This window comes from Aequorivita sp. IT1183 (assembly GCF_058068265.1).
Genome location: NZ_JBYRHS010000001.1, coordinates 18019 through 33980, shown reverse-complemented (window position 1 = coordinate 33980; position 15962 = coordinate 18019). Strand labels below are relative to the sequence as shown.

Annotated in this window: 11 protein-coding genes; 10 read left to right on the top strand and 1 reads right to left on the bottom strand. The window is 36.4% G+C overall.

Annotated elements, in window-relative coordinates; genetic code table 11:
- Nucleotides 1-2: 2 nt before the first annotated feature.
- From sov to AC3RVF_RS00120, 6 genes are all read left to right on the top strand, one after another.
- Complete coding sequence (gene sov, locus AC3RVF_RS00145; RefSeq protein WP_489690673.1) at nucleotides 3-7223, top strand: T9SS outer membrane translocon Sov/SprA; 7221 nt, start codon at nucleotides 3-5, stop codon at nucleotides 7221-7223.
- 27 nt (nucleotides 7224-7250) lie between these two features.
- Nucleotides 7251-7631 carry a glycine cleavage system protein GcvH gene (gene gcvH, locus AC3RVF_RS00140; RefSeq protein ID WP_489690674.1) on the top strand — a complete coding sequence of 127 codons (381 nt, stop codon included), beginning with the start codon at nucleotides 7251-7253 and terminating at the stop codon, nucleotides 7629-7631.
- Nucleotides 7597-7995: a VanZ family protein gene (locus tag AC3RVF_RS00135; RefSeq protein WP_489690675.1), complete on the top strand. Its 399-nt coding sequence runs from the start codon at nucleotides 7597-7599 to the stop codon at nucleotides 7993-7995. Before gcvH ends, AC3RVF_RS00135 begins: the two co-directional genes overlap by 35 nt.
- Before the next feature lie 66 nt (nucleotides 7996-8061).
- The gene (locus AC3RVF_RS00130) at nucleotides 8062-8784 is read left to right on the top strand and encodes an energy transducer TonB (protein ID WP_489690676.1); all 723 of its coding nucleotides are present in this window, start codon (nucleotides 8062-8064) and stop codon (nucleotides 8782-8784) included.
- Between the two features lie 112 nt (nucleotides 8785-8896).
- On the top strand, nucleotides 8897-9676 hold the full coding sequence (locus tag AC3RVF_RS00125; protein ID WP_489690677.1) for an energy transducer TonB: 780 nt from the start codon (nucleotides 8897-8899) through the stop codon (nucleotides 9674-9676).
- A gap of 106 nt (nucleotides 9677-9782) precedes the next feature.
- Entirely contained in the window at nucleotides 9783-11873 is a 2091-nt protein-coding gene (locus tag AC3RVF_RS00120) for a gliding motility protein RemB (protein ID WP_489692478.1), read from the top strand.
- A gap of 4 nt (nucleotides 11874-11877) precedes the next feature.
- Here the strand turns inward: AC3RVF_RS00120 and AC3RVF_RS00115 are convergent, their stop codons facing one another.
- Nucleotides 11878-12861, bottom strand: coding sequence for an MBL fold metallo-hydrolase (locus AC3RVF_RS00115; protein WP_489690679.1), 984 nt, complete (start codon nucleotides 12859-12861; stop codon nucleotides 11878-11880).
- A 125-nt stretch (nucleotides 12862-12986) separates the two neighbouring features.
- On the opposite strand from AC3RVF_RS00115, the gene cyoE reads away from it, so the two are divergent.
- From cyoE to AC3RVF_RS00095, 4 genes are read left to right on the top strand one after another with little or no spacing between them, the layout of a single operon-like run.
- On the top strand, nucleotides 12987-13880 hold the full coding sequence (gene cyoE / locus AC3RVF_RS00110) for a heme o synthase (RefSeq protein WP_489690680.1): 894 nt from the start codon (nucleotides 12987-12989) through the stop codon (nucleotides 13878-13880).
- A gap of 44 nt (nucleotides 13881-13924) precedes the next feature.
- Nucleotides 13925-14506 carry a cytochrome c oxidase subunit 3 gene (locus AC3RVF_RS00105; RefSeq protein ID WP_489690681.1) on the top strand — a complete coding sequence of 194 codons (582 nt, stop codon included), beginning with the start codon at nucleotides 13925-13927 and terminating at the stop codon, nucleotides 14504-14506.
- Between the two features lie 46 nt (nucleotides 14507-14552).
- Nucleotides 14553-15536, top strand: coding sequence for a cytochrome c oxidase subunit 3 (locus AC3RVF_RS00100; protein WP_489690682.1), 984 nt, complete (start codon nucleotides 14553-14555; stop codon nucleotides 15534-15536).
- A 22-nt stretch (nucleotides 15537-15558) separates the two neighbouring features.
- Nucleotides 15559-15948, top strand: a complete 390-nt coding sequence (locus AC3RVF_RS00095) for a cytochrome C oxidase subunit IV family protein (protein ID WP_489690683.1) — start codon at nucleotides 15559-15561, stop codon at nucleotides 15946-15948.
- Nucleotides 15949-15962 lie beyond the last annotated feature (14 nt).

Sequence of the window (15962 nt, the reverse complement as noted above, 5' to 3'; positions counted from 1 at the left end):
ATTTGAAGGCAAAAAATTACGTTCACAAGGGTGGCTTTTTTAAGCTGTTAGCAATTGTAAGTTTCATATTGGTCGGCAATGCTTCATTGGCGCAGGACTCCACTGCTGTTGGTAGTGAGATGGGGCGCATGGATCTCCCAAATCCAACAAGCATTCAAAACCTCTATACTTACGACCCGATTACAGACAGATACATTTATACCCAAAATTTGGGTAGTTTTAAAATTACCTACCCCATAATTCTTACGCCAGAGGAATATCAGCGCCTTATTCAAGAGGAGCAGATGAAGGCATATTTCAAAGAAAAGATTGATGCAGCGGACGGTAGAAAAGAAGGTTCGGAAGAACAACAAAAAAACTTACTACCTACTTTTTATGTGAATTCAAATTTCTTCGAATCTATTTTCGGCGGAAATTCTATCGAGGTAATTCCACAAGGTTCTGTAGAAATGGATCTTGGACTTCTTTATACAAAACAGGATAACCCATCATTTTCTCCAAGAAATCGAAGTAATTTTTCTTTTGATTTTGACCAACGGATTAGTTTAAGCCTTTTGGCAAAAGTTGGAACCAGACTTCAGGTTAACGCAAACTACGACACCGAAAGCACTTTCGATTTTCAAAACCAAATTAAGTTGGAGTACACTCCAACGGAAGACGATATTATTCAAAAAATTGAAGTAGGTAACGTAAGTATGCCACTTAACAGTTCTTTAATTCAAGGGGCGCAAAGTCTTTTTGGAGTAAAAACACAGCTTCAATTTGGTAAAACCACTATTACGGGAGTTTTCTCTGAACAAAAATCTGAGACCCGTACAGTAGCTGCGGAGGGTGGTGCAACAATTACAGACTTTGAGCTTTTCGCTTTAGATTATGACGAAAATCGTCACTTCTTTTTATCACATTACTTTAGAGATAATTATAACCGTGCCTTGGGGCAATATCCATTCATAAATAGTAACGTTCAAATTACTAGAATGGAAGTTTGGATTACCAACCGTACCAGCCGTACCGAAAATGTTCGGAACATTGTAGCATTGCAGGATATTGGTGAGTCTAATCCACTAAATGTTGGTTTAAATATGCCTCCAGGAGGTTTTATAAACGCTTCTCGAAATGCATATCCTGACAACGGAAATAACGATTTTAACCCTTTCGGAATAAATGGCGGAGCGCAAACGTTGTTAAACCCATTAATTCGTGATGTTGCCACGGTAAGACAAGGTTTTACTGGTGTTAATGTAAGTGAAGGAATAGATTATGTAACCTTAGAAAGTGCCCGAAGATTAGATGGGGGAGAATATTCCTTAAACTCGCAATTGGGTTATATCTCGTTAAATCAACGTTTAACCAATGATGAAGTATTAGCGGTTTCATTTCAATATACCGTAAACGGAAAAGTTTATCAAGTTGGTGAATTTTCTAGCGATGGTGTTGAAGCAAACGGAGGTACGCTACCAGAAGAAGGCGGTGGAACAGGAATTCCACCTGAACAAGAAACTGGGCTTGCTCAAAATCTTGTGGTTAAACTTTTGAAAAGTAGCATTACAAATGTGAATGAACCAATTTGGGATTTGATGATGAAAAACATCTATCCAATTGGAGCATACCAACTAGAAAAGGAAGATTTCAAACTTAATATTCTTTATACTGACCCTTCACCGTTAAACTATTTAACGGCGGCTGGAGCGGAACTACCGGAAGATGTTAAAGACCAAATTCTATTAAAAGTCTTCAATCTCGATAGATTGAACTTTAATAACGACCCGCAACAAGGTGGCGATGGATTCTTTGATTTCTTACCAGGAATTACGGTAGATGCACAAAACGGGCGAATTATTTTTACATCAGTCGAGCCTTTTGGTGAGCATTTGTTTGAAAAGTTGAGTTTGGCCACCGCGCCGGCTAATTATTCTATGCCAGAAACTTACAACCCTAATCAGGCAAAGTATGTTTTTAGAACACTTTATACCGGAACAAAAACACAAGCTGAACAAGAGGAAAGTGAAAAAAATAAATTTCAATTAAAAGGTTCATACAAATCTACAGGGGCAGACGGAATTCCTATTGGAGCTTTCAATATTCCACAGGGTTCGGTTACTGTTACTGCTGGTGGAAGAACATTGGTTGAAGGAGTTGATTATACCGTAAACTATCAATTGGGACGCGTTCAAATTTTGGATCCATCTTTATTAAATAGTAATATTCCAATTTCAGTAAGTACTGAAAATAATTCACTATTCGGGCAACAGAGCAAACGCTTTACAGGTTTGAATGTGGAGCATAAATTCAGCGATAAGTTTTTAATGGGCGCCACTTATTTAAATCTTAACGAACGTCCTTTAACTCAAAAATCCTCTTACGGTGTTGAGCCTATAAACAATACCATTTATGGTATGAACCTAAATTATTCGACCGAGGTTCCGTTTCTTACCCGATTGGTGAATAAACTTCCAAACATAGATACAGATGTAGAATCTAATCTTTCTTTGCGTGGGGAATTTGCATATCTAAAACCGGGAGCTCCAAAAGTTGCAGATTTTGATGGAAAAACCACGGTTTATGTAGATGATTTTGAAGCTTCGCAAACTGGAAACGACATTAGCTCGCCTTCAAGTTGGTTTTTGGCGAGTACACCGCTAGATTATGGAGGGGAATTGGAGAATGATAATCTTCGCTATAATTATAAACGTGCTAAATTAGCTTGGTATACTATTGATCCTATATTTTACAGTAGCCAACGCCCCGAAGGAATTAATGATGAAGAGCTATCTTCACCATTTACCCGTCGTGTTTTTAGAGATGAAATTTTCCCGAACCAAGATATTATTCAAGGTCAAACACAGGCATTATTTACTTTAGATTTGGCATATTACCCAACCCAACGTGGGGAATACAATTATAATCCCGCAGCCGCTAACGGTGAGCCGCTTCCGAGTCCAGCAGACAATTTTGGTGGAATAATGAGACCGCTTACAACTACAGATTTTGAACAGTCTAACGTTGAGTATATTCAGTTTTGGGTAATGGACCCTTTTATTTACGATGAAACCAGCGGCAACCAAGGAGGAAATATAAATTTCAACTTAGGAAGCGTTTCTGAAGATCTTCTTAAAGATGGAAGAAAACAATATGAAAACGGTCTGCCAGCAGATGGAGAGACGGGTAATACTACTTCAACCGCTTGGGGTAAAGTGCCTTTAAACCAATCTCTTGTTTATACTTTTGACACCCAAGGAGATGAACGCGCCAATCAAGATGTGGGGTTCGATGGTTTAAGCAATGCTCAAGAAATCGCAAAATTTGGAGCAGAATTTGGCAATGATCCTTCAAACGATGATTACCAATACTTTTTACAAGCAGAAGGAAGTCTTTTGGATCGCTATTTAAAATATAATGGAACCGAAGGAAATTCGCCTGTAGAAGTTACAAATACAAACCGTGGAAGCACAGCCCAGCCCGATGTAGAAGATATTAATCGTGATAATACTATGAATACGATTAACAGTTATTTTGAATACAATGTGCCTGTTTATCCTGGAATGAACAGACAAAACAACTCTTATATTTCCGATGTAAAAGAGTTGGAAATCACGACACAAGATAATAATGTACTTCCGGTGCGTTGGGTTCAGTTTAAAGTTCCAATTAATAAACCAGACCAAGCAAAAGGGGGTATTTCAGATTACAGATCTATTCGTTTTATGCGAATGTTCCTTTCTCAATTCTCACAAAATACGATACTGCGTTTTGGTACCATGGAATTAGTGCGTGGCGATTACAGAAAATATCAAAAAACTTTAGACGAAGTAACTTTCGAAGATCCTTCAAACGACGATACTTTATTTGAAGTAGAAGCCGTAAGTATTGAAGAAAACGAAAATCGTGAGCCAATTCCTTACAGACTTCCTCCAGGATTGGAACGTGAAGAGTTAAACAACAACAATAATATTATACGTGAAAACGAGCAATCTCTTGCTATGCGCGTATGTGGTTTAGAGCCAAACGATGGACGTTCTGTTTATAAAAATTTTAATGTCGACATGCGCCAGTATAAAAATCTGGAAATGTTTATTCACGCAGAATCGTTGCAGAATGAAACGGCGCTGGGTAATGGTCAATTAGTAGCATTTATGCGTTTGGGTAACGACCTTACAAATAACTATTACGAAGTTCGAATTCCATTAAACCCAACTAATTTTGGAGCAACATCTGCTGAAGACATTTGGCCTGTTGCAAACAGATTAAACCTGCCTTTAGAATTATTGCAGGAAGTAAAAACACGTACGCCTTTAAATTCAACCGATGTAGTTTTCTACACACAATCGGAACTTGAAGGAAGTATTTCGGGCGGAGAGAATGAACTTACAATAGGTATAAAAGGTAACCCAAGTTTCGGAAACGTTCGGACAATTATGATTGGGGTAAGAAACAGTACCAATAACGATTTATGTGGAGAAGTTTGGTTCAATGAACTAAGAATGTCTGAACTTAAAAATGAAGGCGGTTGGGCTGCGGTAGTAAGCATGGATGCTAACATAGCCGACTTTGCAACTATAAGTGCAACAGGTAAGAAAAGCACCATTGGTTTTGGATCTATTGAACAAGGGCCAAATCAACGTAGTCGTGAAGACTTTCAGCAATATGATGTAGTTACAAATGTAAATCTTGGTCAACTGCTTCCGAAAAAATGGGGTATTCAGTTGCCATTCAATTATGGTCGTTCCGAAGAACTTATTACACCGCAATACGATCCCGAATTTCAAGATATTGAATTAGATGCACGTCTTGATAACACGGAGAGCCAAGAAGACAAGGATCGAATAAAGGAACAAGCAGTAGATTATACGAAGCGTCAAAGTATAAACTTTATTGGTGTTCGAAAAGAAAGAAGCGGTGAGGGTAAACCCAAAGTGTACGATGTAGAAAATTTAACGGGTTCTTTTTCATATAATCAAACAGATCATCACGATTTTGAAGTAGAAGATGCACTGGAACAAAACGTTCGAGCCGGAGCTACTTACAACTATAACTTTACGGCAAAGCCGGTGGAGCCTTTCAAAAAGATTGACTCGCTATTTACAGGTAAATATTGGCAGTTTTTAAAAGATTTCAACTTTAATTATTTGCCTACCAATATATCGATTAGTTCCAATATTACGCGTCAATACAACGAGCAGAAGTTTAGAGAACTCGATTTGCTTGCGGGCAATCAGGGATTACCAATTTTATATCAACGTAATTATCTTTTTGACTGGCAATACACCGTCAACCATAATTTAACCAAATCGTTGCGATTCAATTTTACGTCTTCCAACAATATGGTTGTAAATAATTATTTAGACGAAAATGGTCTTGTTGATGATCAAATTGGTGTTTGGGATGGTTTCTTCGATGTGGGTAATCCAAACCAACATTTTCAGTCGTTGCAACTAAATTACGATTTGCCTTTCAGCAAGTTTCCGTTTCTAAAATTCTTAAGAACTACCTATTCATATACAGGTGACTATCAATGGGAGCGCGGCAGTAATCAATTTAACGAGATTGAAATTGAGCTTAGTGACGGAAGCAGAAATGTTTATAATCTAGGAAACTCAATTCAGAACGCAAGTACACATCAAATTAATTCTAGTTTAGACATGAATGGTTTTTACCGTTATGTGGGACTAACTAAAATTAGAAAAAGTAAAACCTCAAAATCTGCGGGCGATGAACGCGGTGGAGCGGCGAATTCAAAATCTGGAAACGAAGGCAAAAACGAGCGAGAAGGTAAGCTAGAGGCAGAGAAAAATAATTCATTATCAGGCGGGAAAAATAATACTCCGAGTGTTCTTAATGGTGGTGCAAACTCCAGCGGCGGGCTTAATGCTGGTGATAAAGCCATTAATACATTTATAGGTTTAGCAACTATGCTTAGGAAAGTACAGTTTAACTATCAGGAAAACAATGGTATTTTCTTACCGGGTTATCTACCTTCAATAGGGTTTATTGGAACATTAAAACCAACAACAGGTTTTGTTTTAGGAAGTCAGGCTGAAGTAAGAGAGTTAGCGGCGCGTAAAGGTTGGTTAACATTATATCCAGAATTTAACGAACAGTACACTGAAGTTGAAAGTCGCCAAATGGATATTCAGGCCAATTTGCAACCAATTAATGATTTAACTGTTGATGTGAATGGAAGCCGAATTTATTCAGAAAACTATTCAGAAAATTTTATAGTTCAAGACGATTTATACCAATCATTGACGCCAAACACCTTTGGTAACTTTACTATTTCAACCTTATTAATCAAAACTGCTTTTGGTACTAGTGATGAAATCACTTCGGCTGCTTTTGACGATTTCAGATCAAATAGATTGACAGTGGCAAATAGGCTTGCCGAAGATCATTATCAAGGTGCAGCAATTCCACGCGATTCCTTGGGGTATCCTGTAGGATTTGGAAGAAACAGTCAAGACGTTTTATTACCATCATTTCTTGCGGCATATAAAGGCAGCGATGCTTCAAAAGAAAAAACCGGAATTTTTAGAGATATACCACTTCCAAACTGGGATATTAAATATACTGGTTTAATGAATATTGCTTGGTTTAAGAAAAATTTCAAACGTTTTTCACTTACACATGGATATCGCGCAGGTTATACTGTAAACCAATTTCAGTCTAATTTAGATTACGATGCTAATGCACCGGAAGATGTAGATCAGGCTGGTAACTTTAAGGTGAAAACATTATTGACCAATGTGAATTTAACCGAACAATTTTCGCCATTATTACGAGTGGATTTTGAAATGAAAAATTCAGTCAAAATACTTGCTGAAATGCGGAAAGATCGAGCTTTATCCTTAAGTTTTGCAAACAACCTGCTTACTGAAATAAAAGGAAACGAGTATATTGTTGGGTTTGGATACCGAATAAAGGATCTACGAGTTGCGACTAATTTTGGAGGTAAAAAATCTGTTATAGTAAGCGATTTAAACTTTAAAATAGATCTTTCCCGAAGAGATAATATTACAATTGTTAGGTATTTAGATATTCTAAATAACCAAACCACTGCTGGCCAAACCATTTATGGAGCACAGCTTTCTATAGATTATGCACTGAGCAAAAATCTAACCGCACTATTCTATTACGACCATACCTTCTCTGAATATGCCATTTCTACGGCTTTCCCACAAACTACTATTAGAAGTGGGTTTACATTGAGGTATAATTTTGGAAATTAAAAAATAATCGCATATATAATAATTGTTATGAACGTACCAACAAATTTAAAATACACTAAAGACCACGAATGGATTAAAGTTGAAGGCGATGTCGCAACTATCGGTATCACCGATTTTGCTCAAAGCGAGCTAGGCGATATAGTTTATGTGGAAGTAGAAACCGTAGGAGACACTATGGATAAAGACGAAGTGTTTGGAACAGTAGAAGCTGTAAAAACAGTTTCCGACTTGTTTTTGCCGCTTACAGGTGAAATAATTGAATTCAATGAAAACCTAGAGTCTGAGCCCGAAAAGGTGAATTCTGACGCTTACGGAGAAGGTTGGATGATTAAAATGAAGATTTCAAACCCAGATGAAATAGCAGAATTACTTGATGATGCCGCTTATAAAACGCTTATTGGCGGATAAACCGTTACTGTTAATAGCACTATTTTATACTATAACAATTACCGGTCTATTTTTTGTTTCGGGTCAAGATTTGCCTAAAACCCAAATTTATGAAGCAGATAAATTAATACATCTGCTCATTTATTTTATTCTTGTTAACCTTTGGTTGCTCTATTTTTATGTTAAGAATAGCTTTCGGTTCGAAAATAGATGGATTTTAATACTACTGCTTTCGGTATTGCTATATGGCATAATAATTGAGATATCTCAAGAGCTGTTCACAAATTCACGCAGTGCAGATATTTTAGATGTTGCAGCAAATTTATTAGGCGCAACACTCGGTATCTTTTTTTTCAAAAGCATAAAACAAAAATTAAATTTTTAAAATTTTAATTAAGTTTTATATTGAACGATAATTTCTATATTTTAGCAACTAGTTAAACCCACTATTATGGAACCCAAAAAAAATCCAAAATCAGACGTAGGCCGTAGAAGCATGATGTTTTTTCAGCTTGGTATGGTCGTAATGCTTTTTCTTGCATGGCAAGCAATTGAATGGAAATCTTATGACAAGTCTGATAACGACTACGGAAAACTTGACGTAGGTGACGAACTTGAAGAAGAAATTCCAGTAACACAACAATTAACACCACCACCACCACCACCACCACCACCGCCAGCGCCAGAAATTATTGACGTTATTGAAGACGAAGCTGAGGAGGAAGAAACTATCATAGAATCTACGGAAGCGAAACAAGATGAAAAAATTGTAGAGGTAAAAGAGATTAAAGAAGAGGTAGTAGAGGAAGAAATTGCTGATGTACCTTTTGCAGTAATTGAAAATGTTCCTGTATATCCTGGTTGTGAAGGAGAAAAATCTAACGATGCTAAGAAGAAATGTATGTCTTCTAAGATTAGTGAATTCATTAATAAGAAATTTAACTCTAACCTTGCATCAGATCTAGGTTTGGAAGGAAGACAGCGTATTGCAGTTCAATTCAAAATTGATAGAAACGGAAAAGTTGTAGATGTACGTGCTCGTGCACCACACCCAAGACTTGAAAAAGAAGCAATGGACGTGGTAAATTCACTTCCTAATATGACGCCTGGAAAGCAAAGAGGAAAACCAGTTGGGGTTCTTTATTCACTTCCTATAATTTTCGATATTCAGTAAATAAAATATTTAAATTTTAAAAGCCCTGTCTTTACTAGTAAAGACAGGGCTTTTTGCATTTTGGCACAACAGTTGATATTTATATAAGTGTAACCCTTTAAAACACCTAATTATGAAAACAACTGTAGAGAGTACCAGAAACAAAAGAGTAGAAAAAAAGCAGACTAACATAAAATGGAACTCACGTTTGTTTTTTCAAATTGGGGTTATTGCCAGTATGCTACTTGTCTTTTTTGTACTGCAAACTGATTTCGAAATAAATAAAAAAACGGCAGAACGTTATATTCCAACAACCGTGGAAGAGCCAGCTATGATTAATTATGTTTTGGATATTGAAAAACCCAAAATTATTGAGCCAGCAAAGAAGGTGATACAGAAGCAAGTTCCGATTCAAAAAGTAGTTAAAAGCTCAGTTTTTATTGTAGCGCCAGATAGTGCTAAAGTTATTGAAACTCCAATAGCCGCAACCGATGCTCCTTTAGTTGAAGTGCCAGCGGGGCCTAAACAAACCGTGGAAGAACCCGCCTCAAATATTACTAGATCTGTATTAAATGTTGAATTTGTGCCTGTGTTTCCTGGTTGTGAAAGTTTAGCGACAAACAACGAGAAGATTGAGTGTATGTCTTCAAAAATTAATTCTTTTATAAATAAAAATTTCAGAAAAGAGTATTTAGAGAGTTTAAGTCCTAATGAAACCCACAGAATTTATGTGAATTTCAAAATTGATTCCAATGGATTTATTACAGACGTAGTTGCCAATTCACATAACGCTAATTTAAAGAAGGAAGCACAGCGTGTTGTAAATAATCTTCCAAAAATGAAACCCGGAAAACAGGGCGATAAAAATGTAGATGTAATGTATACCGTACCTATTGCTTTTCAAATTCATTAAGATTTTTTATATATATATTAAAAGCTCCCACAGAAAATGGGAGCTTTTTTTGAATCTGCTCATTATAAAAAAACTGTATCTTTCGACTTTAAACGAGCATTACCCAATGAAACAGCTTTTCTTTCTTTTTATACTTTGTTTTTCAATAGTTTCTTTCGCACAAATTCCATCTGCGCAGTACGAGAAATATCCTGTTTTTGAGGAATGTGAAACGGCCGAAGTTGCTGCTTTGGAAAATTGTTTCACAACTACCTTGCAACAATTCATTTTTGAAAATTTTCAAGTTCCCGAGAAGGTGTTTGCGCAAAATTATAAAGGGAATGTAAATGTGCTTTTTGAAGTTACTAAGGAAGGAAAATTCAAAGTGCTTTATACAGATGCCATTTATGATGAACTAAAAATAGAGGCAGTCCGTGTTTTTGAATCGCTCCCAGAAGTATCTCCCGCAACTTATAATGGCAGTCCGGCCTATGTTCAATTTACGCTTCCCATTGCTATCCCTTTAGTGGCTCCGGGCGAAAGTATTATTCAGACCACGCCAATAACCGTAAATAACGAAAGGGCAGGCTTAACCGAAGAGTACGACGAAATGGTGAACCTGCCTTATAGCAATGAAGAGTACGGTAGTAATATCAATATTCCATTGTCGCACCATAATTATAGTTTGTTCGATCCTGCGCTGAATCGTGTAGGTTTAAACAATCACACTGCACAGAAACCATACGTCTATTCAGATGTAAATAAATACTATGATTTTGAGGCCGCAAATAAAGAAATTTCCAAAAGTGGCACTTCGTGGTTTAGCCGCAAATTATGGGATGAACATTTTGTTACTATAAAAGGAAAAGATTATTGGATAACCTTAGATCCAGGAGTTGATTTACAATTAGGAAGAGATATTGATGCAGATTTAAATACCTATAACAATACGAGGCTGGTTTATGCACAAGGTGGTATTGGAGATAAAATTGGCTTCTTCGGGGTTATTTATGAAAGCCAAGGTCGTTTTGCAGATTATTTTAATCGCTATGCAGAGTCTATTCGTCCCGATGGTGGTAATCCAGCAATTATTCCTGGTCGTGGTATTGCAAAGGAATATAGAACGAACTCTTACGATTACCCAATTACTACTGGGCATATTTCGTATACACCTTCAAAATATTTCAATATTCAATTAGGGCATGGTAATACCTTTTTAGGAGACGGGTATCGTTCATTATTAATGAGCGACAATGCGAGCTCGTATCCATTTTTTAAATTAAACACCACATTTTGGAAGCTTAAATATACCAACACTTGGATGTCCCTTCGTGATGTACGCCCGGAAGTTACTGCAGATGGCTCCTTTCGCACCAAATTTGTGGCAAATCATTATCTGAGTTATAATATTACAAAAAGATTGAATATTGGCTTATTTGAATCTGTAGTTTGGGAGAATGATAATAATCGAGGTTTTGATATGAATTACCTAAACCCGATTATTTTCTATCAGGCTATTCAATTTTCAACTGGGTCTCGTGGTGGAAATGCGCTAATCGGGCTCACCTCAAAATACAAGGTGAATGATAAAGTTAACCTTTATGGGCAACTTATAATTGATGAATTTTCAGCCAGCGACGTTGTTGGAGGGGAAGGAAGCTATAAAAACAAGACTGGATTTCAACTTGGAGTTAAATATTACGATGCCTTCAAAATTAAAAATTTATATCTGCAAGCCGAATATAATCGTGTGCGTCCATACACTTACTCGCACAACACCGTGGTGCTAAATTATGGTCACAACAATCAATCTTTAGCCCATACGCTTGGCGCCAATTTTTCAGAATTTATTGCAATAGCACGCTACCAAAGAGGAAGAATTTATGGCGATGCCAAATTTATTGTTGCAAAACGAGGCTTTGAATTTAATACTGATGAAGATTCTTTCTTCTATGGAGGAGATATTTATGGAACGGAAGATGACCGTATTTCAGATAACGGCAATGAATTGGCTCAAGGAAATACAACAAATTTTTTCCATGCTGAATTACAGACGGGATATATAATAAACCCTGCCACAAATTTAAAAATTTATGGCAGTTTTATATTTAGGGATTTCAATCCACAAGTTGACACTAAAACGGTCTTTGAAAACCAAACCACGTGGGTGAATTTTGGTGTGCGAACAGATTTATTTAACTGGTATTACGATTTTTAAGAAGTTATTCTTTCTGTTTTTCTTCTCTTTCCTTTTGCATTTGCTCATACTTTTTTAAAGCTTCTTTGTTCGTCGCTTCCATCTCTTCTATAGGCCCACGTTCTTTAGCTACTTCACTATATAACATTTTTACAAAAGCTTCGGTTTTAATAAAACCTGAGCCATAACCTCGATCGTCATAGGTTTTGGTGAGTTCCGTCATACTTAAAACTTCAGCCTCAGTTTTTTGCTTTATGTATTCAGTTTTTACACGTTGGTAAAGCGTTGTAAGCATATTTATAGTCAGCTTTAAATCTTCATAAGTTGCTAAATTACCGTGTCCGGGAATTATTTTAGTATCCTCATTAATAATTTTTAAAGCCATTTCAAGTGCGGTAATGCAACCTTTTAGGCTTCCTCCGTTTTCGGTATCGATATAAGGATATTTTCCGTTGAAGAGAACATCGCCAGTATGTAACACGTTACTATCTGGAAAGTAAACCATGGCGTCCCCATCTGTATGTGCATTATGTACGTGAAAGGCATATATTCTTTCACCATTAAAATGAAATGTTAGGTCTTCTTTAAAAGTAACTACGGGAAGAATGTCTTCAGAAATCTTTTTTGAATCGGTTTTTATCATTTTATGTAGCCGATCGCGTACATTTTCTTGAGAAAAAATAATCGTTCCTGATTCTGCCAACGCTGCATTTCCGCCGGTATGGTCGCCGTGAAAATGTGTGTTAATCAAAAACCGAATTGGTTTGTTGCTTACTTTTTTAATGTCTTTTTGAATTTGTTCAATATCCTCGGCATACTGGTCATCAATCATAAAAATGCCGTCGTTGCCAAAGCTTAGCCCAATATTGCCACCGTTGCCTTGAAGCATATAGACCTTATTGGTTATTTTTATAAGCTTTGTATTGTTTTTTTCTCCAGTATCGCTTTGAGCATATGTAGTTAAAACGAATAATAAGAAGATGGTGTTGAAGGTAATTTTTGCGAACATATTTGTTTAGTTTGAAATATTGGATTAAAATACTACAATTGCTGAAATAAACGCAGAAGATTGTTGATTATATATTGCGGAGAAAATACAGTAGACGTATCTTTGCACCGTTTAAAAAGAAGAACTTGTCTGTTACTAATACAAAGTCAATCACTCCGTCCTTAATTGGTAATTTTACCGAAATTACCAAACTTCGGCTTTCCGTTAGCGTTGTATTTTCTTCTGTAGCAGGATATCTTTTAGGGGCAGACTCCATAGATTTTTATATTCTCTTTCTATTATGTGTAGGTGGTTACTGTATGGTAGGCGCCTCAAATGTTTTCAATCAGATAATTGAAAAAGACTTGGACGCACTAATGGACCGTACCAAAAACAGACCGCTACCCGCTGGACAGATGACTGTTCAATCGGCATTTATACTGGCTAGTGTATTAACTGTTATCGGTATTGCTGTTTTATATTCAATAAACCCAATAACGGCAATGTTTGGTGCCATTTCAATTTTTATGTATGTAAGCCTTTACACGCCTTTAAAAACAAAAACGCCTCTTTCGGTTTTTGTGGGAGCTTTTCCAGGAGCAATTCCGTTTATGTTGGGGTGGGTTGCAGCTACAGGTGAATTTGGTATTGAACCCGGAACCGTGTTTATGATTCAGTTTTTTTGGCAATTCCCACATTTCTGGGCTATTGGCTGGTTTCTATTTGAAGATTATAAAAAGGCAGGATTTTTTATGCTCCCGAATGGAAAGCGAGATAAAGGAACGGCGATACAAATTATTTTATATTCAATATGGACGGTGCTAGTTTCTTTAGTTCCTGTTTTAGGAATAACGGGGAAACTTTATTTAACCCCTGTTTCTGGAGCTTTAATAGGGTTGTTGGGCATAGGGTTGTTGTATTATGCAATTAGACTTTATAAAGAAAAAACGTCAGTCGCCGCAAAGCAGCTTATGCTTGCAAGCGTTAGCTATATTACTTTGCTACAAATTATTTATGTAGTAGATAAATTTTTAAGATAACCGAAACACTATTGGTTTCGGAGAATATATAAGAAATAAATAAAATGGATTTAACCCAAGGAAGTCAAGATCTGAAAATTAACAGAGCAAAAAAGAATATGCTTTGGTTCGGCCTTATTAGCTTAACAATGAGTTTTGCTGGACTAACAAGTGCGTATGTGGTAAGTAAAGAGCGACCAGATTGGGTGACCGATTTTAAAATACCGCCAGCTTTTTACATAAGTCTTGCACTTATAGTAATAAGTAGTGCGACGGTACATTTTGCGCTAAAGGCAATCAAAAAAGAACAGAACGTTCTTGGATTGTCCCTTTTAGTTTCAACCTTTATTTTAGGAATATTATTTGTTATCTTTCAATTTGTAGGATTTGCAGAAATTATTCAAGATGGTTATAATTTTACAGGACCTACAAGTAGTATTACTACATCGTTTATCTATTTGGTGGTGCTATTGCACGTTGCTCACGTTTTTGCAGGGCTAATATCGCTTTTGGTTGTAATTTATAATCAGTATAAACAAAAATATAAAAACGGTAAAACCCTTGGCGTTGAACTAGCTGCAACTTTTTGGCATTTTGTAGATATTGTATGGATTTACCTGTTTTTATTTTTATATTTCGTTAAATAAAAATTAAACGTATTTTTGAACCTTTATTTAAAACCAAACTCTTTTTATGGAAGCAACTGTTGTAAAAACAGGTACCGAAGGAAAAACCTGGGGCGGCGGAAACGATCCCCTGAAGGCCAATTATGGCAAATTGATGATGTGGTTTTTCATCGTTTCCGATTCATTGACATTCGCAGGTTTTTTGGCCTCTTATGGAATGTCTCGATTCAAATTTGTTGACGCTTGGCCTATTGCCGATGAAGTCTTTACACACTTTCCTTTTCTGCACGGCGTAGAGGCACCCATGTACTATGTGGCCTTTATGACCTTCATTCTTATTTTCTCATCTGTAACCATGGTATTAGCTGTGGATGCCGGTCATAAAATGCAGCAGAAGAAAGTAATTTTCTATATGTTTTTAACCATTATTGGTGGTTTCATTTTCTTGGGTTCTCAAGCCTGGGAATGGAATACCTTTATTAAAGGTGATTTTGGTGCAGTTGAAACTCACGGTGGGCAGATACTTCAGTTTTTAGATAAAGAAGGTGAACGCGTAGCGCTTGCTGATTTTGCAGCTGAAAACAATGGACTAAGAGTAGAACAAACTAAAGAGAAAGGAATCTGGTACAAGCAGGATTTAGCTTATCAACCAAGTGTTTCATTCGAACAAGTAAAAGAAGGATTTTTGGCAAACGACAATCTTTTACTGAGAATACCAAACAAAGGTGAAGACGGGCAGCATATTGTTCTGTCTAGAGAAGAGTCTATTGCAAAACTTGTGAATGATGGTAATATGGTTGTGGAAGGAGCAAATCTTCGCCATAATGAATATGGGCATCCACTGTTTGCAGACTTTTTCTTCTTTATAACAGGATTTCACGGGTTTCACGTAACAATCGGGGTATTATTAAACTGTATTATCTTTTTCAATGTAATAATAGGAACATACGAACGCCGCGGCCATTACGATATGGTTGAAAAGGTTGGACTATACTGGCACTTTGTGGATTTAGTATGGGTATTTGTATTTACATTCTTTTATCTTGTATAATAGATATTTCAATATTTAAAAAATGGCACACGAGCAAGCACATAAATTAGCAATCTTTAGAGGAACTCTAAAGTTTAAATCTAACGTTCACAAAATCTGGGGCGTATTTGTAGTACTTTCTGTTGTTACTATAATTGAAGTAGCATTGGGTATTATTAGACCAGAAATTTTGGCAGATACTAAGTTTTTATCATTAAACTTACTTAACTGGATATTCATATTACTTACAATCTTTAAAGCCTACTACATTACTTGGGACTTTATGCACATGCGTGATGAAACTCCAGCCTTGCGTAGAGCAGCGGTTTGGACAACCATATTCCTTATTGCATATTTGGTGTTGTTGCTTCTTATTGAAGGAGATTATATTCACGAAGTTTATAAAAACGGATTTATAAAGTTTAACTTCTAAGTTGAAAAACAGAT

What these genes read in the sequence shown, in the direction of transcription:
- AC3RVF_RS00135 (WP_489690675.1), top strand. Translation starts at nt 7,597, where the DNA reads ATGATGCCGCTTATAAAACGCTTATTGGCGGATAAACCGTTACTGTTA.
- AC3RVF_RS00105 (WP_489690681.1), top strand. Translation starts at nt 13,925, where the DNA reads ATGGATTTAACCCAAGGAAGTCAAGATCTGAAAATTAACAGAGCAAAA.
- AC3RVF_RS00115 (WP_489690679.1), bottom strand. Translation starts at nt 12,861, where the DNA reads ATGTTCGCAAAAATTACCTTCAACACCATCTTCTTATTATTCGTTTTA.
- AC3RVF_RS00095 (WP_489690683.1), top strand. Translation starts at nt 15,559, where the DNA reads ATGGCACACGAGCAAGCACATAAATTAGCAATCTTTAGAGGAACTCTA.
- AC3RVF_RS00130 (WP_489690676.1), top strand. Translation starts at nt 8,062, where the DNA reads ATGGAACCCAAAAAAAATCCAAAATCAGACGTAGGCCGTAGAAGCATG.
- AC3RVF_RS00120 (WP_489692478.1), top strand. Translation starts at nt 9,783, where the DNA reads ATGAAACAGCTTTTCTTTCTTTTTATACTTTGTTTTTCAATAGTTTCT.
- AC3RVF_RS00100 (WP_489690682.1), top strand. Translation starts at nt 14,553, where the DNA reads ATGGAAGCAACTGTTGTAAAAACAGGTACCGAAGGAAAAACCTGGGGC.
- gcvH (WP_489690674.1), top strand. Translation starts at nt 7,251, where the DNA reads ATGAACGTACCAACAAATTTAAAATACACTAAAGACCACGAATGGATT.
- AC3RVF_RS00125 (WP_489690677.1), top strand. Translation starts at nt 8,897, where the DNA reads ATGAAAACAACTGTAGAGAGTACCAGAAACAAAAGAGTAGAAAAAAAG.